Origin of the sequence: Flavobacterium olei (assembly GCF_039749035.1) — a bacterium.
GTDB classification, from domain to species: Bacteria; Bacteroidota; Bacteroidia; order Flavobacteriales; family Flavobacteriaceae; genus Flavobacterium; species Flavobacterium olei.
In genome coordinates, this window is the sequence record NZ_JBDKWC010000001.1 from 349500 (window position 1) to 371083 (window position 21584).

Genomic DNA, 21584 nt, shown 5'->3' on the forward strand with positions numbered 1-21584 from the left:
TAATTTTCTTAATAACAAATTTAACAATTAATATAAGGTAATAACGTAAGTTTGTACAATTATATTATTTTTGGAAAATATTTTTTTTTAATGGAGAAACTGATCCCTTTTACTATTAATGATTTAGCAAAAGTCACAAATCATCGAAGTGGTGAAATAAAATTCGGAGAAAAAATGATTGTCATTCCGCCTGGAGTAGACAAGGTTGATTTTCTTAAAGAAAGCGAAGCTAAATATGTACTCTTAGGAATTCCTGAAGATATTGGTGTACGTGCCAATTACGGAAGACCCGGAGCGGCATCAGCGTGGCAGTCTGCGATAAAAAGCATTGCCAATATTCAACATAACCGCTTTTCTAAAGGAAGCACAATCATTGTCTTAGGCCATATCGATGTTACAACAGAAATGCGTGAAGTCGAAAACCTGGATTTTAATGATGTTGATGATCGTTCTAAACTAAGTCAGCTCGTTGAAAAAATCGATAAGGAAGTATCTCACATTATTTTTACCATTATTAAAGCCGGAAAAACTCCGATAATTATTGGCGGAGGTCATAATAATGCTTACGGAAATATTAAAGGTGCCGCTTTAGCGAAAGGAAAACCGGTAAATGCAATCAATTTTGATGCGCATTCAGATTTCAGGATTCTCGAAGGTCGTCACAGCGGAAACGGGTTTTCATATGCTTATGAAGAAGGTTTCTTAAAAAAGTATTTCATATTTGGTCTTCATGAAAATTACACTTCAAAAAGCGTATTGGATATTATTAAAAAACTGGAAGACCGTGTTCGCTACAATACCTATGACAGTGTAAACATCCGAAAAGAAAAAGATTTTAATCGTGAAATGATTACCGCTTTGGATTTCGTTAAAAACGATGCCTTCGGAATCGAGATTGATCTGGACGCCATTCCTAATATTGCCAGCAGCGCTATGACCATTAGTGGTTTTTCGGTTGAAGAATTAAGACAATTTGTTTCTTTTTTCGGCGAACATAAAAATGCTGCCTATATACATATCTGCGAAGGCGCACCCGATTTAGACATTGCCCCAAACCATAATTTAATTGGAAAACTGATTGGTTATCTGGTAACCGATTTTATAAAGGCAAATATCGAAAAAGACTGAACTTTACATATAAATCCGTTTTTAAAAAAGGTGCTTTTGCCAAATAAAAGTCAATTCAAACAAACGATTGACTGAATAAACCTATCTTTGCACAGCATTTTAGTACTTATAACTAAAATGCTTTAATACCTAAGATATGTTATTCGAAGATTTATCACTTTCAAAAAGTATACAAAAAGCCGTATTTGAAGAAGGCTATTTAAATCCAACTCCTATTCAGGAGCAGTCCATTCCGATTGTTCTTGCAGGAAGAGATTTAATTGGCTGTGCGCAGACGGGAACCGGAAAAACGGCAGCATTTGCTATTCCAATCATACACCAATTACACCGAATTGTAGGCTCATCAAAAAAAGCCAAACAAATTCGCGCCCTTATAGTTACTCCAACCCGTGAACTGGCCGTACAAATTGGAGAAAGCTTTGAAACTTATGCCAAATATACGAACCTAACACAGTTGACTATTTTTGGAGGTGTTTCTCAAAACCCGCAGGTCGATACGCTAAAAAAAGGAATCGATATATTAGTAGCAACTCCGGGAAGATTATTAGACCTTCAGAAACAAGGCTTTATCGATCTGGATCATTTGCATACATTAGTCCTGGATGAAGCAGATCAAATGCTGGACATGGGTTTTATCAATGATGTCAAAAAAATTGTAAAACTGACTCCAAAAAACAGACAAACACTTCTTTTCTCAGCCACGATGCCAATTGCAATTCGTGAACTGGCAGAAATGTTTTTGACTGATCCTGAAAAAGTAGAAGTTTCTCCCGTTTCCTCAACAGCTGAAAATGTAGAACAACGTATTTATTTTGTCGATAAAACAGAAAAAAGAAATTTATTATATCATTTGATTAAAGAAGAAAATCTGTCCAATGTCCTGGTTTTTTCAAGAACTAAACATGGCGCAGACAATGTTGTAAAGGCACTCAGAAAAAAAGATATTCCGGCAGAAGCCATTCACGGAGATAAATCTCAAAATGCAAGACAGCGCGTTCTGGATGCTTTTAAAAATAAAGAAGTAGGTGTTTTGGTAGCTACAGATATTGCGGCTAGAGGAATTGATATCGAACAGCTTCCTTTTGTAATTAATTTTGATTTACCCAATATTCCCGAAACGTATGTGCACCGAATTGGCCGTACAGGACGTGCAGGAAATGGTGGAATCGCGATTTCATTTTGTGGAAAAGATGAGCTTCCGTATTGGAAAGACATTCAGAAATTAATCAAAGTGGATGTAAAAACAATAGCAGATCATCCATTCCAATGGCATTCAGGAAGTCCGGAAGCCGGAGAAAAGCCTAAAAGCTCCAACAGAAGCGGCGGTGCACACAAATCGAGAAAATCTGAAACTTCTAAGAAAAACAAAAAACGCTGGTACTAAACAGCGTTTTTTTCATTTATAAGGTAGTTTATAATCTTAAACAATTTGACAGGCTCAAATGGTTTAATAATAATATCATTTATGCCCGATGAAATTGCTTCATCTGTAATTTCATCTTTATCAAAGGCGGTCAACGCTACAACCGGCGTATCTATTCCCATTAAACGAATTCTTTTCGTGGTTTCAAATCCGTTCATCATAGGCATGTTGATATCCATCAGAATGAGATCAAATTCGTCATTTTCCAAAACTTTAAGCGCTCCAAAACCATCATCAACCACTTTACAGAAGTAATTGTTTTTTTCGATTATTTTTCGTGTCACCAACTGATTAATCAAATTATCTTCTACAACCAGTATTCTGTAAATTTCACTTGATGTAAGATCGACTTCAATTTCATTAATAATAGTTTTGGTTTTGACTAAATCATGCTCAAACGAAATTGTAAAAGAAAATGAAGTCCCTTTTCCAATGTCGCTCTCAAGCGTAATCGTACTTCCGAATAAAGTAAGCAGTCGTTTAACAATACTGAGTCCGAGTCCGGTTCCCTGATAATCTTCTTCTTTACGCCCAACCTGGACAAATTTCTCGAATATTTTGCTTTGATCGGCAAACGCAATTCCCACCCCGTTATCTTTTATTATGAATTCCAGAAAATTCAGTTTGCCTTCAACTTTACTTAAGCGGACCGTAATTTCGACCTCTCCGTCTTTTGTAAACTTCAAAGCGTTACTTACTAAATTCATCAGGATCTGCGACAAACGAAGTTTATCACCAATTAAATATTCGGGAATATTGGGATCAATATCGATGTAAATCCTGTTATTATTTTTCTGCGAAAGAAAAGACAAAGAGTTTTTAATAACAATAATTTCATCTGATATATTAAAAGTCAAATTCTCTAAAACGACCTTATTCTCTTCAATCTTATTAATTTGAAGTATATCATTAACCAATGATAACAAATAACGGGCAGAAAATTTAAGAGAACTCAGATGCTGACTTTTAGACAATTCCTTATGTTCTTCCAGCAACATGTTTGTAATACCAACAACACCGTATAACGGAGTACGTAATTCATGGCTTATGGTCGAAATAAACTGAGTTTTGAGCAAGGAAGCCTCTTCTGCTATTTCTTTTGCTTTTAAAAGCTCTAAATTATGTTTTTTCTTAAATCGGATATTTTGTACTAAGGTTATAATTAAAAATACCAGAATAAATGAAGTCAAAACAAAAAGGATAACAATAATCCGTGATTTTTTTAAGCTCTGCGATTGTTCTACCTTTTCACTTTCAATTTTATCAATATGTCTTTTGTATTCATCCAGTTCCAGACTCATTCCCGCCAGAGAAGCTTTTTTGATTTTCTTTTCGCCATACAATTCATCAGAAATCTCGTGATGCTTAATAAGGTTTTCATAAGCTTCTTTATGTCTTTTTATCTTATCCAGAAATTTAGAATATTCCAAATACACATGTGTAAGATCCGATCTGTCTTCTGAAGCCATCCCGGATTGAATTGCAGTTAAAAAAAACGTATTTGCTGCTTCATTTTCCTTTTTATGACTTAGATAAATACCGTTGAGCATATTTACAATAGTACTGGTCGAGGTGTCTCCGTATTTATCTTTATTACTGTTTAGATATTTTAAATAAAAAGAACCTTCATTAAAATTCCCGGCATCAAAATAAGCCCAGGTGACATTCACATAAGTGAAATAAACCTGCCTGAGATCATTAATTTTGAAACCATAAGCAATTGATTTTTTATAATAACGAATTCCTTCTTCAAAACGTTTTTTCTCGAAGCAAAACATGTTGCCCAAATTATTGTAGAGATCACATTTTAAGGAATCGTTCGTTGTTTTATTGGCGTAGAAAAGACTTTTTTTATAGAAGAAAATTGCTTTATCAAAATCGGCTAATTCATTGTAATTAGCTGCAATAATATTATATGATCTGGAAATTAAACAGTAGTCTTTTATAACGGTTGCCGAATTGAGTGCAGATCTGGAAAGAATTAAAGATTGTTCAAAATTCGATTCTCTAAAATTGAGTAAAGCGTTTTTTACGAGTTTATCAATCTTAGGATCTGTATTACAGTCAGACTGAGCCACAGCCAAAGTGCCAGAGCAGTTCAGCAGAAGATATAAAAATAAAAAAATCCGTATTTGGGGCATTAATCGGCTAGTTTCGCCAAATATACACTTTAAAATAAAAGAAAGCTGTATTTATCAATAAAATACAGCTTTTCTATACTATTTTTTAGCTCTTTAATCCAGTAAAAACCAGATACGTAGGCTAAATATTACGTATTATTCAGTGAGGTCTGTTTCCATACCTTTTCCGTCTTCCCATTGTCCTACAACAGAGGTTGCAAGGGCATTTCCTAAAACATTGGTCGCACTTCTAAACATATCGCAGAAATGATCGATTGGCAAAATTAATGCTATTCCCTCAATTGGAATATCAAACATTCCGCAGGTAGCTGCAACTACAACCAAACTGGCTCTGGGAACACCTGCAATACCTTTACTGGTCAACATTAAAACCAAAAGCATGGCCATTTGTGTACCTAAATCCAAATGAACGTTGTAGAACTGTGCAATGAAGATACTCGCAAAAGTCATGTACATCATACTACCGTCAAGATTAAAAGAATAGCCAAGTGGTAACATGAAAGAAACAATTTTATCTTTTACCCCAAAACCTTCCAATTCTTCAGTCAGTTTAGGAAATACAGCTTCGCTGCTTGTTGTACCAAAAGCAATTGCCAATGGTCCGATAATACGTTTTAACAATTCAGTCATTCTTCCTTTTAGAAAAATATATCCAATTGCAATTAAAATAACCCACAATGTACCAATACCTACTAAAAACGATCCAAAGAATTTAAAATATGTAATAACCAGCTCTTCTGCATCTCGTATTGCAAAAACTCCTGCAATAGCACCAAAAACTCCAATTGGAGCAAAGTTCATTACATAGTTTACCATTTTTAATACAATGTGCGACAACTTATCAAAAGCATTTACAATTGGCTTTACAGTAGATCCTAAAGAGGCTGCTGCTAATCCGAAGAAAATAGAAAAAACTACAATTTGCAGGATTTCATTAGTTGCCATTGCTTCGACAATACTTTTAGGCACAATATGTTCAACGAAGTTTTCGAAAGACAGATTTTGTGTTTTACCGGTAACCTCAGAAGCGGCAGCCATGTCAACATGATCTAATTTAAGGCCAACACCCGGCTGCAGAATATTTACATAGAATAATCCAATTAACAGAGAAATAAATGAAGCTGTAAAAAACCATCCAAGTGCTTTTCCTCCAATTCTTCCAACAGTTTTAATATCTCCTAATTTCGCAATTCCTACTACCAGAGTCGTAAAAACAAGCGGCGAAATAATCATTTGCACTAAACGAATGAAAATAGTGGCCAGCATTTTAATTTTCGTACTAAATGACTGGGCTGCTTCCGGCGAAATAGTATTATGAAGAATAATTCCTAAAGTTGCTCCAAGAATCATTGCAAGTATAATTTGCCCTGTTAATCCTGAAAGAAATGATTTTTTTTTGGTTTCTGTAACTTGCATTAATGTTTTTTTTAATTATTAAAATATAAGACCCTCACTGTCTTACCTTTTATTAATATGTTTTGTTGATCAGGTAAAAATCTGCCAAAACAATTGCTGCCATCGCTTCTACGATTGGCACTGCGCGAGGCACTACACAAGGATCATGACGGCCTTTTCCCGTCATTGGTGTAATATTACCTTTATTATCTAATGAGTCCTGAGTCTGCATAATTGTTGCAACAGGCTTAAAAGCTACTCTGAAATAGATATCCATTCCGTTACTGATACCGCCCTGGATTCCGCCAGAAAGATTCGTTTTCGTAGTTCCGTCCGTATTATATAAATCGTTATGTTCGCTACCTTTCATTTCAGATCCGGAGAAACCGCTTCCGTATTCAAAACCTTTCACTGCATTTATAGAAAGCATTGCTTTTCCTAATTCTGCATGAAGCTTATCAAATACAGGTTCTCCTAAACCAACCGGAACATTTTGTATAACGCAGGATACAACACCTCCTACAGTATCACCTTGCTTGCGAATCTCACGAATATATTCTTCCATAACCGCAGCCGATTTTTCGTCGGGACAACGCACCGGATTGCTTTCAATTTTAGAAAAATCCAGATCCTGATAAGGTGTCTCTAAATGAATAGGACCAACTGAAGAAACATAAGCATTGATTTTAATTTCAGGAAGCATTTGTTTTGCAATTGCACCTGCTACTACCCTGCTTGCAGTTTCTCTGGCAGAACTTCTTCCACCACCGCGATAATCACGAAAACCATACTTCTGATCGTATACATAATCAGCGTGACTTGGCCTGTAATTGTCTTTTATATGAGAGTAATCGTCTGATTTCTGATTGGTATTGGGAATAATAAAACCAATTGGGGTTCCGGTTGTTTTGCCTTCGAAAATTCCGGATAAAAACTGAACTGCATCCGGTTCTTTTCTTTGCGTTACAATTGCTGATTGTCCCGGTTTTCTTCGGGCCATGTCCAGTTCAATTGCTTCAAAATCAAGTTCAATTCCTGAAGGACATCCGTCGATAATCCCGCCGAGAGCTTCACCATGTGACTCTCCAAAGGTGGTAACTTTATATAGGGTGCCGTAGCTGTTTCCTGCCATTGTATTTTGTTTTGAGCAAATGTAAGTTTTATGAATTAAATTAAAAAATTTAAAACTGGTATTATTAACTAAACATTAAACTGATTAAAAATTACAATTTGGTAAAAATATCCGCTTTTTGATAACCTTTTGATAAAATAATAATGAGCAAACTTTCTTTCATTTGTAAAACTTCAAATCGAGAAAAATTGAAAAAGAGAAATGTCGAATTGGTTGTTATTTCTGATGTTCATTTGGGCACCTACGGAAGTCATGCAAAAGAACTAAACAACTACCTTTCAAGCATTAAACCTAAAACCTTAATCCTTAACGGAGATATTATTGATGCCTGGCAGTTTAGAAAATCTTATTTTCCGAAAGCGCATTTAAGAGTAATTCAGCGTATTATCGGAATGGCTTCTAAAGGAACAAAGGTATATTACATCACTGGAAACCACGATGAAATTCTGCGCAAGTTCAGCGACATGAACATGGGAAATTTTGCTTTAGTAGATAAATTAGTTTTAGAACTTGATGACAAAAAAGCGTGGATTTTTCACGGAGATGTTTTTGACGCCTCTGTTCAGCATTCAAAATGGATAGCAAAATTGGGTGGTCTGGGATATGATTATCTTATTTTAATCAACCGGTTTGTAAACTGGTGTCTGGCTAAATTAGGCCGGGAACCCTATTCTTTTTCTAAAAAAATTAAAGCAAGCGTAAAAAAAGCTGTAAAATTTATCTCTGATTTTGAAACCACGGCTACTGATTTAGCAATCGAAAAGAACTATGACTACGTAATTTGCGGTCATATACACGAACCTAAAATTGCCACTATAGAAAACAAACACGGTTCTACTTTATATTTAAATTCCGGAGACTGGATAGAAAATTTAACCGCACTTGAATATCATAAAAAACGCTGGAAAATGTTTTCTTATAAAGCCAGTAATTTCGCAGAAGACGAAGAAAATCTCTTTGAAATGGAAGACGTTATAACCTCACAAATGATAACTTCAATTATATTAAAATAATGTACTACCTGTAGATTTATATAATTCAAATCATCTAAATGTAAATTATATAACAATTTTCAAAAATAATATACGTTCTCTGTACGAGTGTAATTATACATTTGAAAAAAAATTAATAACCATTTTTATGAAAAAGATTTTATTATCTGCCCTTATGCTTTTTGGATTAGCATTTACGGCTCAATCACAAGAAATTTCAAAACATGCCTTAGGATTACGTTTAGGAGACAATAACGGATTTGGAGGAGAAGTATCTTACCAATTAGGTTTAAACCAGAAAAACAGACTTGAATTTGATTTAGGCTGGAGAAACAGCAGAGATGTTGATGCTATAAAAGGTGTTGCTCTTTACCAATGGGTTTGGAACATCGATGGAGGTTTCAACTGGTACGCTGGTGTCGGTGGTGGAGTTGCTGCCTGGGATTACGATTACCGTTTCAACGATGACAGATATAATGATAGCGGAACTTATGTTTTTGCTGCCGGAGATATCGGTATCGAATATAGATTTAGTGAAGTGCCAATTACTTTGTCACTTGACGCAAGACCTGAAATTGGTTCAGGATATTATGATGATGACAACTTCGGATTTGACGTAGGTCTTGGAGTTAAATTCAGATTCTAATTAAAAATAAAAAAAATTGTAAGGAGAAACCTGTTGTGTTAAAGCGACAGGTTTTTTTTTGGTAAAAAGGCTTCGAATTCGCTCAGCCGGGCAAACAAGACGAAATAATTTCATCGACTTTTGTATGTCATGCGGAGCGAATTCGAAGCTTTTATTTTTATTTAATAATAATCTCTTTCTTAGAATTAATTTTCACAACTGTATAAGGATAAGAAATCATCTGCATCGTCATAGCATCTTTTGCAGGACCGTTTTCCTTAACGGTTATAATAACATTTTTATCTGTTTCTTCTACATTGACCACTTCAATACTGTAACCGCTTGTATTTTTCTCACCCATGTTCAGAATCACATAATTGGAGCTGCTGGTATCACCTTCTTTTACCTTACCAGCCAGAAGCGGGTCATTCTCCAGCATTTTAACTTCATTAGGTTCCGTCAGAATCTCAAAAAACTTAATATTTCCTCCACCGTCAGACTGTGTGGTAAGTACCTCATACAACCCCTTTGAAGTCGAAGCTTTTTTAGCTCCGCAGGAAATCAAAACAAAAATTACTAAAACCGAAATTACTTTTCTCATTACGTTATTTTAAAGATTAATGTTTTTCATATTTATAATCATCAACAGCTTTTTGGTATAACGCTTCATATTTAGGAAGAATGTTTTTAATATCAAACTTTCTTGCCACTTCCAGCGCATTTGTTTTAAACTGACTTAAAACTGCATCATCTTTTAAAATTTTAAGTGCATTCTCGGCCATTTCATCAACCTTTCCGACATCGCTCAAATATCCTGAAAAACCGTCGAAATTTACCTCGGGAAGTCCACCTGAGTTACTCGAAATTACCGGTACTCCGCAGGCCATCGCTTCCAAAGCCGCCAAACCAAAACTTTCAGTCTCAGAAGGAAGAAGAAACAAATCTGTCATGCATAAAATTTTATCAATCTCGTGGCTGTTTCCAAAGAAAATTACTTTATCCAAAATTCCCAGTTCCTGACACAAAATTTCTGCTTTTTCTTTTTCAGGTCCGTCTCCAACCATCATTAGTTTTGCCGGAATTTCTTTCTGAATGTTGTAGAAAATTTTAATAATATCCGGAATTCGCTTTACCTTTCTAAAGTTGCTGATATGCGTTATAATACGCTCATTTTCCTTTGCCATAACATAACGATGACAAGGAGCCAGCGGATCTTTCTTAACCTTATCCAATTCAATAAAGTTCGGAATAACTTTAATTTTATTTTTAATTTTAAATAATTTCAAAGTATCATCTTTCAGACTCTGCGAAACCGACGTCACATAATCCGATTTATTAATACTAAAAGTAACTGCAGGCTTGTAAAAAGGATGATTTCCAACCAAGGTAATATCGGTTCCGTGAAGCGTAGTAATCATCGGCAGATTGATACCTTCGTTCTTCAGCATTTGTTTCGCCATATAACCCGCATAAGCATGTGGAATAGCATAATGCACGTGAAGTAATTCAATTTTGTAAAGCTTAACCATATCAACCAGTTTACTCGACAAAGCCAGTTCGTAAGGCTGATAATGAAACAATGGATATTCCGGAACGTTTACCTCATGGTAATGTACATTCGGATTCAGGAGCGCCAGTCTGACAGGCTGGCTATAAGTTATAAAGTGTATTTCGTGTCCTCTTCTGGCTAATTCAAGTCCTAATTCCGTAGCTACAACGCCACTTCCGCCAAAAGTAGGATAACAGACAATTGCTATTTTCATGTATTAAATTTAATTCTACGAAAATACTCAAAAATAGCGTTTCATTACGCTTTTAAATTGTTAGATTTTTGACAAAATTAGATTAACTCCACTGATTGAATAATTAGAAGCAGACGTGCGGGTTTTAAAGCAACACCTGTCCGCTCCCGGGGCTTCGGGACACTATATCTTTTCCGGCCCTCATTAAAAAACGAGAACAAAAAAAAGGAACCGCTCCCATCGGGACTAGACTAGAAGTCTTATTTTCAAAAGAAATATTCCCTCAGTTCAATATTTATTATTTCAGGACATTAGAAATAACCAAACATAAGGACAAAAAAAAAAGCAGAAATTAAATTTTCTGCTTTGAATATCGATATGAATATTAAAAAAATCTGCTGTGCCAGCTATCGGCAGCAGGAACTTCCCAGGCATCATTAAACTCTTCAATATTAGTAACAAGATTATTAAATACAATAGTATTTCCTGTTACCGCTTTATCTTTAACCATTTTTTTAAAATCAATTAAAGGTTTATGCGCAATATGTTCACCCAGTTTAAAAGTAACGTTCATTTTATCCAGTAAATCAACGTCGTATTTCTTTTCTAAATTCTGAATAAATTCCACAGAACTATCAATAGAACATCCCGTAGCAGCTTGCACATCCTGATTTACAGCCAAAATAATAAATCGGTTATATTTCATTAAATAAGAAGCTTCCAGACTTGTGCCGTGTGCAGCCCATTGTTCTACAAAAGCTTTTAGATCAGTTTCTATTTCAGAAAATTCTTCATCAGAAAATTTCCTGTTCGACTGGTAAATCCAGATTCTGGATTCTCCCGGTAAATCTTCAAAAGGTATATACATTTTTAATTTTAGATTTAAAATTTTGGATTGTTGATTTAAGATCTTTTTGAAAGTTTCAGGTTTCAGGTTTCAAATTTTAAGTTTCTAAACCTTTGTACCTATGCCTCTCAGAACCTTATAACCTTTTTTTACAAATCCTGCGCATTTGCAATTAACTCAGCAATATCAAGCACTTTTACCTGACCTTCTTTTTCTTTATTTTTTATTCCGTCAGTTAACATCGTATTACAAAAAGGACAAGCCGCTGCAATAATATCAGGCTGAACTTCCAACGCATCTTCCGTACGAAGCACGTTTACTTCTTTGTTCCCCGGTTCAGCATCTTTAAACATTTGCGCTCCACCCGCTCCACAACATAAACCGTTTGATTTAGAACGTTTCATTTCGACCAATTCTACATCCAATTTTTCAATTAAATCTCTTGGAGCTTCGTAAACTTTATTTGCTCTCCCTAAATAGCAGGGATCATGAAAAGTTATTTTCTTTCCTTTAAATTGTCCTCCTTCAACTGTCAGTCTTCCATCATCGATTAATGATTTTAGAAATTCCGTATGATGAATAACTTCGTATTTTCCTCCCAGTTCCGGGTACTCATTCTTCAAAGTATTAAAACAATGCGGACAAGCCGTTACTATTTTTTTTGCTTCGTATGCATTTAGAACCTCGATATTCATCATCGCCTGCATCTGAAACAAAAATTCATTTCCGGCTCTTTTTGCCGGATCGCCAGTACAGCTTTCTTCTGCTCCCAGCACTGCAAAAGAAACATTCGTACGGTTTAAAATTCGCACAAATGCTTTTGTGATTTTCTTTGCTCTATCATCAAAACTTCCTGCGCAACCTACCCAAAACAAAACCTCTGGTTGTTTCCCTTCGGCCAGCATCTCAGCCATTGTTGGCACTACTAAACTTTCTGACATCTTCTTAATTTTGTTAAATCGGTTAATACGGTATTTGTTTAATCGCCTGTAGCGCAAACAAAACTAAAACCGAAATTATTTTAAAATTGTTAAAAAGTTAAAAGTAAAAACCTTTTAAACAATAGATTTTAATTTTCGTTTTTCCAATTCAGACGATCCTGTTGACTATATTGCCAAGGTGCCGCATTATTTTCAATATTGGTCATCATGGCGTTTAATGACATTGGAGCAGCACTTTGTTCCATTACCAAATAACGACGCATATCCATAATAATAGACAACGGACTAATATTTACCGGACATTCTTCTACACACGCATTACAAGATGTACAAGCCCATAATTCTTCCGGAGTAATATAATCGTTTAAAAGCGTTTTATTATCGGGAACAAAAACACCTTTATTGGCATCAATATTTTTTCCGACTTCTGTCAAACGGTCTCTCGTATCCATCATAATTTTACGGGGAGACAATTTTTTTCCGGTTAGATTTGCCGGACAGGAAGAGGTGCATCTTCCGCACTCTGTACAAGTGTAAGCGTTTAATAATTGCACCCAGTTTAAATCCTGAACATCACTGGCGCCAAATTTTGCCGGATGCGCATTTTCGTCTGCCGGTGCTGCTGCAAAAGGATCTGCATTTGGATCCATCATTAATTTTACTTCTTTCGTAACCGATGCCAAATTATCAAACTGACCTTTAGGCCTTAAATCTGCAAAATAGGTATTTGGGAAAGCTAAAAGAATATGCAGGTGTTTAGAAAAATACAGGTAATTCATAAAAATCAAAATTCCTGTAATATGCAGCCACCAAAAAACTTCGTATAATAATCCAACCAATTCGTTTGAAGTTCCGTTGAAAATCGGCGCGATAAACTGACTTACCGGAAAACTTCCGGCTTTGTGAAAATGAGAATATCCGCCAGGAACATTTTGCAAATGCAGATCTGAGGCATTCATCAATAAAAACAAAATCATTAAGACTGTTTCAAAGTATAAAATGTAATTCGCATCACTTTTCGGAAAACCTTTTAAATCAGAATGAATAAAACGTTTCATTCTGATAATGTTTCTTCTGATCCAGAAAGCCGTTACCGCAACAATAACCAGCAGCGCTAATATTTCAAAGGAAGCGATCAGAACATCATATACAACTCCTAAATACGGAGCAAAAATTCTATGTGTTCCAAACAATCCGTCAATAATGATTTCTAATAATTCGATATTAATTATAATAAAACCGACATATACTAAAATATGCAGGATTCCGGCAACAGGACGTCTCACCATTTTTGACTGACCAAGTGCAATCAAGGCCATGTTTGCCCAACGAGCTTTTGGATTATCTTTTCGATCTACATCAACTCCTAAATTAATATTTCGGATGATCTTTTTTACGCTCGCTGCAAAAAAACCGAAACCAACTATAAGAAGTATGGCAAATAAAATATTATCTAAATAACTCATTTATAATTATTTTTTATCAGTTGAGTTTGTTTCCTCTGTAGGTGCTACGTAAGGTTTGTTTTTCTTTCCAAAAAGAGAAACATTTACATAACGCGTCGGGTACAGACGTACATCTTGTAATAACAATTCAAGTTCTTTTGAAGTTTTCGCCAGATTATTATACAATGCATCGTCGTTTAACAATTTACCTGCAGTACCTTTTCCGGTGTTCAGGTTATTCATAATACCATCTACTTTTGCTAAAGTCTTATTCAGGTTACGAACTGTTTTCCCTAAATCTGCTTTGTTTAAAGAATCAGAGATTTTGTTGAAGTTACTTGACATTTTATTGAAGTTTGTCACCACTCCGTTAATCTGGTTTTTATTGGTATCCAGAATAGAATTGATGCTTCCTGAAGCTTTATGAAACTGCTCCATAGTCTGACTTAACTCTGCAATTGTCTTCTTCAGATTTCGTTGTGTACTTGGATCTAAAGTTCTGTTTAAGCCGGTAACAAGAGTGTCAATACTCACTAACATTCTCTCCAGTTTTTGCTGAATCGGTTCGATTTTCCCACCTAATGATTCGGTTAAACCAAGCTCTACAGTCGATTCTAATTTCTGCTCGTCTTCTGCCAGTTCTTTATCATTAAAGTTTGGAACAATTTTTATTTGTTTCCCGCCAATTAAACTTGGCGAATAAATGACAGCCTTACTGCTTTTTGAAATTGGAAAATCTGTTTTAAGCTGAAGTTCAACTAATAATTTACCTGTTACTTCGTTAATGGTAATCTTACTTACCTTACCAATTCCAAGTCCGTTTAAGGTTACCGGCGCAGAGGCAGATAAATCTTCAACATTATCATACTCAGCGTATAATACTTTATAATTTGTAAAAAGGTCTCTGCCTTTTAAAAAACTATATCCCCAAATAAATAATAAAATGGACGCGATGACTAAAATAGCCGTTTTAATTTCTCTTGTTAGTTTCAAAATTCTTAGTGTTTATACAAATTTAATATAAATATTCGAACTTGCGCTTATTATTTAATGGCGTCCTGAATATTGATTTTTTCTCCATCTTTAGTTGCTACTAAAAATGCAGCACCATACCCTTTACTTTTAGCTTCTTGTAAATATTTCTGAGCTGTTTCGTAGCTTGAAGTTTCCTCGTAGAAATATTTATAAATATTATTTTCGTATATCATCGATACATTTTTAAGCCCTTTAAAGTTCTTAGGCTCCAAAGGTGTTTTCTTAATACTGGCAATAAGCTGCACCTTAAAAAAAGTTCCTTTCGGAGCACTTTTAGAAGCCGCAACCGGAGTCGTCTTAGGTTTAACCGGAGTCGAAGTATCTCTTACAGGTCTGCTTTCATTAGCTTCCGGCGCTCCTGAACCAAAATATTCTCTTTTATAACTCAGGATTGCTTCTGCAATGGCTCTTGCGATATCATCCTGACCTTCTTCAGAATTTAAAATATTTCCTTCTGTCGGATTTGAGACAAAACCCGTTTCAACTAAAACTCTTGGCATATACGCTTTATGAAGTACCATAAAAGGCGCCTGCTTAACACCTCCCTGACGAAGTTTTTTTCCTAATTTCTCAAAGTTATCTTCAATTTTTGTGGCCAGCGAAATACTATTATCCAGATATTCTTCCTGCATCAAAGTCATACCAATCATAGATTCAGGAGAATTGGGATCGTAACCTTCGTATTTTCTTTTATAATCTTTCTCTAATGTAATTACAGAGTTCTCTTTTTTAGCAGCTTCCAGATTGGACGCTACTTTACTTAAACCCATTACATAAGTTTCGGTTCCGTCAGCAGCAGTATTTTTATTAGCATTACAGTGAATGGAAACAAAAATATTCGAGTTGGCCCTGTTGGCAATGTTGGCTCTTTCAACCAAATCTATAAAAACGTCTGTTTTACGGGTATAAATTACATTTACATTTGGATTAAGTTCTAAAATTTTACCCACCTTCAAAACAATAGCTAAAGCAATATTTTTCTCAATTCTCCCACTGTAAACAGCTCCAAAATCGTGATCTCCGTGTCCGGCATCCAGCGTAACCTTAAACACATTCGACTGACTATGAGCACAAAACGACAGTATAATTAAAAATAAAGTAGTTATTGCCTTAAATTTGTTAATTCTATTCATAAATCTAAAAGTTAATTTTAATAAAAGCAGCTGTTATAATTTTTAGAATTGATTATTTTTGCCAAAAAATTATATGTAAGTTTGACATGTCAAAAAACAAGCCATAATTTTACAAAAATAGCATTTAAACCTTTGCATACAAACTTATTTAATATCGTTTTAATATCATTTTTCCTGACTATAGGTTGTGGTAATGTATATTCGCAAGAAATAAAAAATAAAAAAAAGCCTTTACCTGCTGTAAAACAAACAGATAAGGAAACTCCTGCAATTACAGACACCATAAAACTTGACACCGTAAGACCCAAAAAGACTTTTTTGGATGGAAAAGTAAGATACACCGCTAAAGATTATGCTAAAATTGATCAGAAGAAGAAACTGATTACTTTGTATAATGAAGCCGAATTATACTATAAAGATGTTGAATTAAAATCGGGTATAATTGTTCTTAACTACGAAAAAGATGAAGTTTACGCCGGAAGAATTAAGGATTCTGCAGGCGTTTTATCCCAATATCCTAATTTCAAACAGGGTTCCAACGAAGTCCAGCCCGACTCCATCCGATTTAATTTTAAAACTAAAAAAGCTTTAATTTATAACTCCAGAACCAAACAGGGTGAACTAAACATTAAAGCGGCTGTAACCAAAAAAGAAAACGATTCTGTTTATTATCTGAAAGGTGCTCATATTACCACATCTTCTGATGTTGATAATCCGGAATACTATTTTCGAACGAGTAAAATTAAATTTGTTCCCGGCAAAAAAATTGTTGCAGGTTTAACGCAAATGGTAATTGCCGACGTTCCTACTCCTATTGCCCTGCCTTATGGCTTTTTTCCGCTTAGTCAGGAAAAGAGCGTTTCGGGAATTATTATTCCGAGTTACAATGATTCGAACACGAGAGGTTTTTCGCTTCAAAATGGTGGTTATTATTTTGCTCTCAGCGATAATTACGACCTTACAGTGCTGGGAGATTATTATACCAACGGAAGTTATGCCATGCGATTTGAATCAGCATACGCAACACGCTATAAATACAGGGGAAATGTAAATATCCGTTTTGAGAATTTAATTAACAGTGAGCGTGGTTACCCGGATTATTCCAAGCAAAATATTTACAATATCCAGTGGTCGCATTCGAAAGATTCAAAATCAAATCCGAATTCAACCTTTTCTGCATCGGTTAATATGGGTAGCAGTAAATACTTCAAACAATCCATAAATCAGGCAAATATTGGTTCGAATTTAAATAATACACTAAGTTCGTCCATCAACTATAATAAAACCTTTAACACTATTCCGGGATCTCGTATTTCGCTTTCTGCCACACATAGCCAGAATACGCAGACAGAAGACATTATTATGACTCTTCCTTCTTTACAGGGAAGTATTGACCGTATTTATCCTTTTGTGGGTAAAAATGGCGTTAAAAAGGGTTTAATAAAAAATATCAACCTGCAATATAATGTAAGCGGTAAAAATTATTTTAAAACAAAAGATTCCTTGTTTTTTAAACCGCAAATGTTTCAGGACGCACAATTGGGAATGCAACATACCATTCCGCTTAGTACCAATTTTAAGATTTTTAAATATTTTAGTGCCGGAGCTTCTACCACTTATCAGGAAACCTGGGTCAACAAAACCATTGAAAAAGTTTACGATCCTGCTCAGGGTAAAGCAATTGACAAAACAGTAAACGGATTTGACTCTTTCAGAACATACAATTTCAGCACTAATTTAGGTACTACCATTTACGGAACTTTCAATTTCGGAGAAGATAAGAGAATTCAGTCCATCAGACACGTCATGCGTCCAAGTGTAACATATGCATATACACCAAGTTTTGAAAAATATTACAATACTTATGCAGTAGATGCAACCGGAAGGATTACTTCTGAATATACCCGATTTGAAAACGGACTTTACGGACAGCCCGGAAAAGAAAATTCGAACATTGTTGGTTTTGCCTTAAGCAATACTTTTGAAGCCAAGGTTAGAGACAAAGACAGTACCAAAACTGAGCCGAAAAAGATAATGCTGTTAAACAATCTAAACTTTAGCACAAGTTATAATTTTGATGCTGACGGAAAAACAACATTTGGATGGCAACCTGTTCTGGTAAGTGGAGGAACACAGTTTTTTGATAATAAAATGAATATGAATTTTGGTGCCACATTAGATCCTTATGCGATTGACAACGGCGGTAACAAAATTGACAGATTTAACATAGACAACGGTGGAAGTTTATTCCGAATGACCAGTGCCAATGTAACGGTAAATTACTCATTCTCAAACAAGGGAACCGACAAGAATAAGGAGAAAAACACCCAAAGTCAGCGGAATGGTGGTCGAAGCGATGATTTATTTGGTACTAATACCGACTTAAACGACAGCCGCAACAGCCAATTTATCGATGATCCCGAAAAAGAAGATGTAATAACCGAATTCTTTAATTCTAAAGTTCCGTGGGATATGACTCTTGCCTATTCACTAACATATTCGAATGTAAGAAGAGAAAATACCATTTCAGGAAATTCTATCATGGTTTCTATCAATACTGATTTAACTCCTAAATGGAAAGCCGGGGTTTCTACCGGTTACGACTTTGTACAGAAAGGGGTTACTTTTACTCAATTTCGTTTTGAAAGAGATTTATTAAGCTGGAGAATGGCATTTAACTGGCAGCCTTTGGGAACAAACTCAAACTGGAACTTCTTCATTGGAATTAAGTCCGGTCTTCTTAGCGACATCAAATGGAACAAACGAAGCGTTTCAAACCGATAACTACTTTTTGACTTTAAATAATTTCATTATGAAAAAAATCATTTTTACCGAAAAAGCTCCGGCTCCTATCGGACCTTATAATCAGGCTGTATTGTCTGGAAACACACTTTATGCGTCCGGACAAATTGCAATTAATCCTGCGTCGGGAGAATTAGTTACAGACAACATCAATGACGAAACCAATCAGGTTATGCAGAATATTGCAGCTATTTTAGAAGCTGCAGACATGACATTTGAGAACGTTGTAAAAGCAACTATATTCATTATGGACATGAATAACTTTGGCGCTATAAATACCGTTTACGGATCTTATTTTAACGAAAAAACCGCTCCAGCTCGTGAAACGGTTCAGGTGGCTTGTCTGCCAAAAAATGTTAATGTAGAAATTTCTATAATTGCTGCGCAATAGCATCTAATAATAATTGTGCCGTTGCTTCATTTGTTGCCAGCGGCACATTATGCACATCACAAACACGAATCAGCATATTTATATCTGCTTCATGAGGATGACTTGAAAGTGGATCTTTAAAGAAGAAAACCATTTGCGTAATTCCTTCTGCTACCCTTCCGGCAATTTGCGCATCGCCGCCAAGAGGTCCCGAAAGCATTCTTTGGGTTTTAAACCCGGCCGCCTCTGCTTTTCCTCCGGTAGTTCCTGTACCTATCAGTCTTACTTTTTCATTGTGCAATACCGCTTCATTTTTGATTAGAAAATCAATTAAATCCGCTTTTTTTCCATCATGTGCAATAATGGCAATTTCCATAAAACCAGAACTATTGATTAGCGACATGGTATGCAATTAATCCGTCAATAGGTCGTCTTAAAACATTTCCTAACTGAAGTTCATATTTATCAAAAGTCTCCTGTAATTCATCTTTCAGATAAAATGCAATAGAACCCACAAAATGAACAGGAACTTCTTTACAGTTGTCGAATTGTTTAATGTAATTCTTAACGAAAGATTTCATTCCTTTAAAAATAATTTTTCTGCAGAATTCCGTGTCTTTATGTTTGATCAGGAACTTTGCATACGTTGCTAAATAAGCATTCGGATTTGGTTCTTTGTATAATTTATTTTTAATAAAATCAGGATCAACGTCATACTCTTTTTCAAGTTCTACAGCCAGTTCCTTTGGCATTTTATTAAAATAGTACTTTCTAATTAATTCTTTTCCAAATACATTACCACTACAATCATCCATAACAATGTAACCTAATGACTGTACTTTCTGATGCAACACTTTTCCATCAAAATAACTGCAGTTAGAACCCGTTCCTAAAATAGAAACAATAGCCTCTTCACCTTTTGGCGTTGTTGCATAAACAGCAGCATACGTATCTTCCTGCACATCTACAATAGCGTTAGTAAAATACTCCTGAAAAATTTGGGATAATGCGGTTTTCATTCTTTCAGTACCACATCCGGCACCGTAAAAGAATAAATGTGTAGCTTCTTTTTTGTTTTGTAAGATATCAAAACGGTCATTTAATCTTTCGATTATTTCTGGCGCGTCAAGAATTTCAGGATTTAATCCTAAAGTTTGTGTTGTGAATAATACTTTTCCATTATCATCTATCGCAATCCAATCGGCTTTAGTAGATCCACTGTCAACTATTAATTTCATTTGTTTAGTTTTTGGAATTAGTTTTTCTACATTTAATTTAAAAGTGTAATTTTTACATTAATTATAGAAGCAACAAAATAAGAAAATCCCGTTATTTTGAAGTAACGGGATTTTGCAAAAATATATATTATTATTTTAAACCTGCAATATGCACAGATAAATCAATTAATTTACTTGAGTATCCGTACTCATTATCATACCATGATACTAATTTGAAGAAAGTTGAATTCAAACCAATTCCTGCAGTTGCATCAATGATTGAAGTTCTTTTATCTGAGATAAAATCCTGAGAAACAACAGCATCTTCAGTATATCCTAAGATACCTTTCAACTCATTTTCAGAAGCTTTTTTCAATACAGCCATAATCTCTTCGTAAGAAGTTTCTTTAGCTACTTTTACAGTTAAATCTACTGTAGAAACGTCTGCTGTAGGTACACGGAAAGCCATACCAGTTAATTTTCCATTCAATTCAGGAATAACTTTTCCTACTGCTTTTGCAGCACCTGTAGAGGAAGGAATAATATTGATTGCAGCAGCACGTCCACCTCTCCAGTCTTTTCTTGATGGTCCGTCAGCAGTCATTTGAGTTGAAGTAGTTGCGTGAACTGTTGTCATTAAAGCTTCAACAATTCCGAAATTATCATTGATAACTTTAGCTAATGGAGCTAAACAGTTTGTAGTACAAGAAGCGTTAGAAACAACTAAATCAGTTGCTTTTGCAGTTTCGTGGTTAACTCCCATTACAAACATTGGAGCATCTGCAGACGGGGCAGAAATAATTACTTTTTTAGCACCACCTTTAATGTGCTCATTTGCAGTTTCAACAGTTGTGAAGATACCAGTACATTCTGCAACAACATCTACATCAACTTCGTTCCATTTTAAATCAGCAGGATTTCTTTCTGCAGTGATACGGATATTTCTTCCGTTTACATACAATTTTCCTTCTTTTACTTCTACAGTTCCGTCGAAACGACCGTGAACTGAATCATATTTTAATAAATAAGCTAAGTGATCTACGTCTAACAAGTCATTGATTGCAACAACTTCTACATTATCTCTATTGAAAGACTCTCTAAAAACGATTCTTCCGATACGTCCAAATCCGTTTATTCCTAATTTTACTTTTGACATTTTACTAAATTTTTGTTTTTGTTTTTATTACACTAATTCAAAGTCTAATTTCCTCACAAT

19 protein-coding genes are annotated in these 21584 nt (G+C 35.0%); 6 read left to right on the forward strand and 13 right to left on the reverse strand.

What is annotated here, in order from left to right; genetic code table 11:
- Positions 1 to 90: 90 nt before the first annotated feature.
- Positions 91 to 1128 (forward strand): formimidoylglutamase, encoded by a 1038-nt coding sequence (locus ABEB31_RS01450; RefSeq protein ID WP_347049566.1) that lies wholly within the window; start codon positions 91 to 93, stop codon positions 1126 to 1128.
- A 136-nt stretch (positions 1129 to 1264) separates the two neighbouring features.
- A complete protein-coding gene (locus tag ABEB31_RS01455; RefSeq protein WP_347049567.1) occupies positions 1265 to 2512 on the forward strand; it encodes a DEAD/DEAH box helicase in 1248 nt (415 codons plus the stop codon).
- Here ABEB31_RS01455 and ABEB31_RS01460 read toward each other — a convergent pair.
- The 3 genes from ABEB31_RS01460 to aroC form a co-directional block, all read right to left on the reverse strand.
- The gene (locus ABEB31_RS01460) at positions 2509 to 4692 is read right to left on the reverse strand and encodes an ATP-binding protein (protein WP_347049568.1); all 2184 of its coding nucleotides are present in this window, start codon (positions 4690 to 4692) and stop codon (positions 2509 to 2511) included. The two genes, ABEB31_RS01455 and ABEB31_RS01460, sit on opposite strands and share 4 nt — an antisense overlap.
- A 135-nt stretch (positions 4693 to 4827) precedes the next feature.
- Positions 4828 to 6108, reverse strand: a complete 1281-nt coding sequence (locus ABEB31_RS01465) for a dicarboxylate/amino acid:cation symporter (RefSeq protein ID WP_347049569.1) — start codon at positions 6106 to 6108, stop codon at positions 4828 to 4830.
- Between the two features lie 52 nt (positions 6109 to 6160).
- Entirely contained in the window at positions 6161 to 7219 is a 1059-nt protein-coding gene (gene aroC / locus ABEB31_RS01470) for a chorismate synthase (RefSeq protein ID WP_347049570.1), read from the reverse strand.
- 188 nt (positions 7220 to 7407) lie between these two features.
- On the opposite strand from aroC, the gene ABEB31_RS01475 reads away from it, so the two are divergent.
- Together ABEB31_RS01475 and ABEB31_RS01480 are read left to right on the forward strand one after the other, a co-directional pair.
- Positions 7408 to 8232 carry a UDP-2,3-diacylglucosamine diphosphatase gene (locus ABEB31_RS01475; RefSeq protein ID WP_347049571.1) on the forward strand — a complete coding sequence of 275 codons (825 nt, stop codon included), beginning with the start codon at positions 7408 to 7410 and terminating at the stop codon, positions 8230 to 8232.
- Positions 8233 to 8359: 127 nt separating this feature from the next.
- Positions 8360 to 8857 (forward strand): hypothetical protein, encoded by a 498-nt coding sequence (locus tag ABEB31_RS01480; RefSeq protein WP_347049572.1) that lies wholly within the window; start codon positions 8360 to 8362, stop codon positions 8855 to 8857.
- Positions 8858 to 9014: 157 nt separating this feature from the next.
- On the opposite strand, the gene ABEB31_RS01485 is transcribed toward ABEB31_RS01480, so the two are convergent.
- From ABEB31_RS01485 to ABEB31_RS01515, 7 genes are all read right to left on the reverse strand, one after another.
- Complete coding sequence (locus tag ABEB31_RS01485; protein ID WP_347049573.1) at positions 9015 to 9437, reverse strand: protease complex subunit PrcB family protein; 423 nt, start codon at positions 9435 to 9437, stop codon at positions 9015 to 9017.
- Positions 9438 to 9453: 16 nt separating this feature from the next.
- Entirely contained in the window at positions 9454 to 10599 is a 1146-nt protein-coding gene (bshA, locus tag ABEB31_RS01490) for an N-acetyl-alpha-D-glucosaminyl L-malate synthase BshA (RefSeq protein ID WP_347049574.1), read from the reverse strand.
- A gap of 364 nt (positions 10600 to 10963) precedes the next feature.
- Entirely contained in the window at positions 10964 to 11446 is a 483-nt protein-coding gene (locus ABEB31_RS01495; protein WP_347049575.1) for an ABC transporter ATPase, read from the reverse strand.
- Positions 11447 to 11574: 128 nt separating this feature from the next.
- Entirely contained in the window at positions 11575 to 12366 is a 792-nt protein-coding gene (locus tag ABEB31_RS01500) for a (Fe-S)-binding protein (RefSeq protein ID WP_347049576.1), read from the reverse strand.
- 128 nt (positions 12367 to 12494) lie between these two features.
- Positions 12495 to 13832 (reverse strand): 4Fe-4S dicluster domain-containing protein, encoded by a 1338-nt coding sequence (locus ABEB31_RS01505; protein WP_347049577.1) that lies wholly within the window; start codon positions 13830 to 13832, stop codon positions 12495 to 12497.
- Positions 13833 to 13838: 6 nt separating this feature from the next.
- The gene (locus ABEB31_RS01510) at positions 13839 to 14804 is read right to left on the reverse strand and encodes an MlaD family protein (RefSeq protein ID WP_347049578.1); all 966 of its coding nucleotides are present in this window, start codon (positions 14802 to 14804) and stop codon (positions 13839 to 13841) included.
- A 50-nt stretch (positions 14805 to 14854) separates the two neighbouring features.
- Complete coding sequence (locus tag ABEB31_RS01515; protein WP_347049579.1) at positions 14855 to 15979, reverse strand: N-acetylmuramoyl-L-alanine amidase family protein; 1125 nt, start codon at positions 15977 to 15979, stop codon at positions 14855 to 14857.
- An 81-nt stretch (positions 15980 to 16060) separates the two neighbouring features.
- Between ABEB31_RS01515 and ABEB31_RS01520 the strand changes: the two genes are divergently transcribed.
- Together ABEB31_RS01520 and ABEB31_RS01525 are read left to right on the forward strand one after the other, a co-directional pair.
- Positions 16061 to 18763 carry a putative LPS assembly protein LptD gene (locus tag ABEB31_RS01520; RefSeq protein ID WP_347049580.1) on the forward strand — a complete coding sequence of 901 codons (2703 nt, stop codon included), beginning with the start codon at positions 16061 to 16063 and terminating at the stop codon, positions 18761 to 18763.
- 28 nt (positions 18764 to 18791) lie between these two features.
- Positions 18792 to 19172 (forward strand): Rid family detoxifying hydrolase, encoded by a 381-nt coding sequence (locus tag ABEB31_RS01525; RefSeq protein WP_347049581.1) that lies wholly within the window; start codon positions 18792 to 18794, stop codon positions 19170 to 19172.
- On the opposite strand, the gene ABEB31_RS01530 is transcribed toward ABEB31_RS01525, so the two are convergent.
- The 3 genes from ABEB31_RS01530 to gap form a co-directional block, all read right to left on the reverse strand.
- Complete coding sequence (locus tag ABEB31_RS01530; protein WP_095954421.1) at positions 19153 to 19527, reverse strand: methylglyoxal synthase; 375 nt, start codon at positions 19525 to 19527, stop codon at positions 19153 to 19155. The two genes, ABEB31_RS01525 and ABEB31_RS01530, sit on opposite strands and share 20 nt — an antisense overlap.
- Positions 19528 to 19537: 10 nt before the next feature.
- Entirely contained in the window at positions 19538 to 20389 is an 852-nt protein-coding gene (locus ABEB31_RS01535; protein WP_347049582.1) for an N-acetylglucosamine kinase, read from the reverse strand.
- A 130-nt stretch (positions 20390 to 20519) separates the two neighbouring features.
- A complete protein-coding gene (gap, locus tag ABEB31_RS01540; RefSeq protein ID WP_347049583.1) occupies positions 20520 to 21524 on the reverse strand; it encodes a type I glyceraldehyde-3-phosphate dehydrogenase in 1005 nt (334 codons plus the stop codon).
- Positions 21525 to 21584 lie beyond the last annotated feature (60 nt).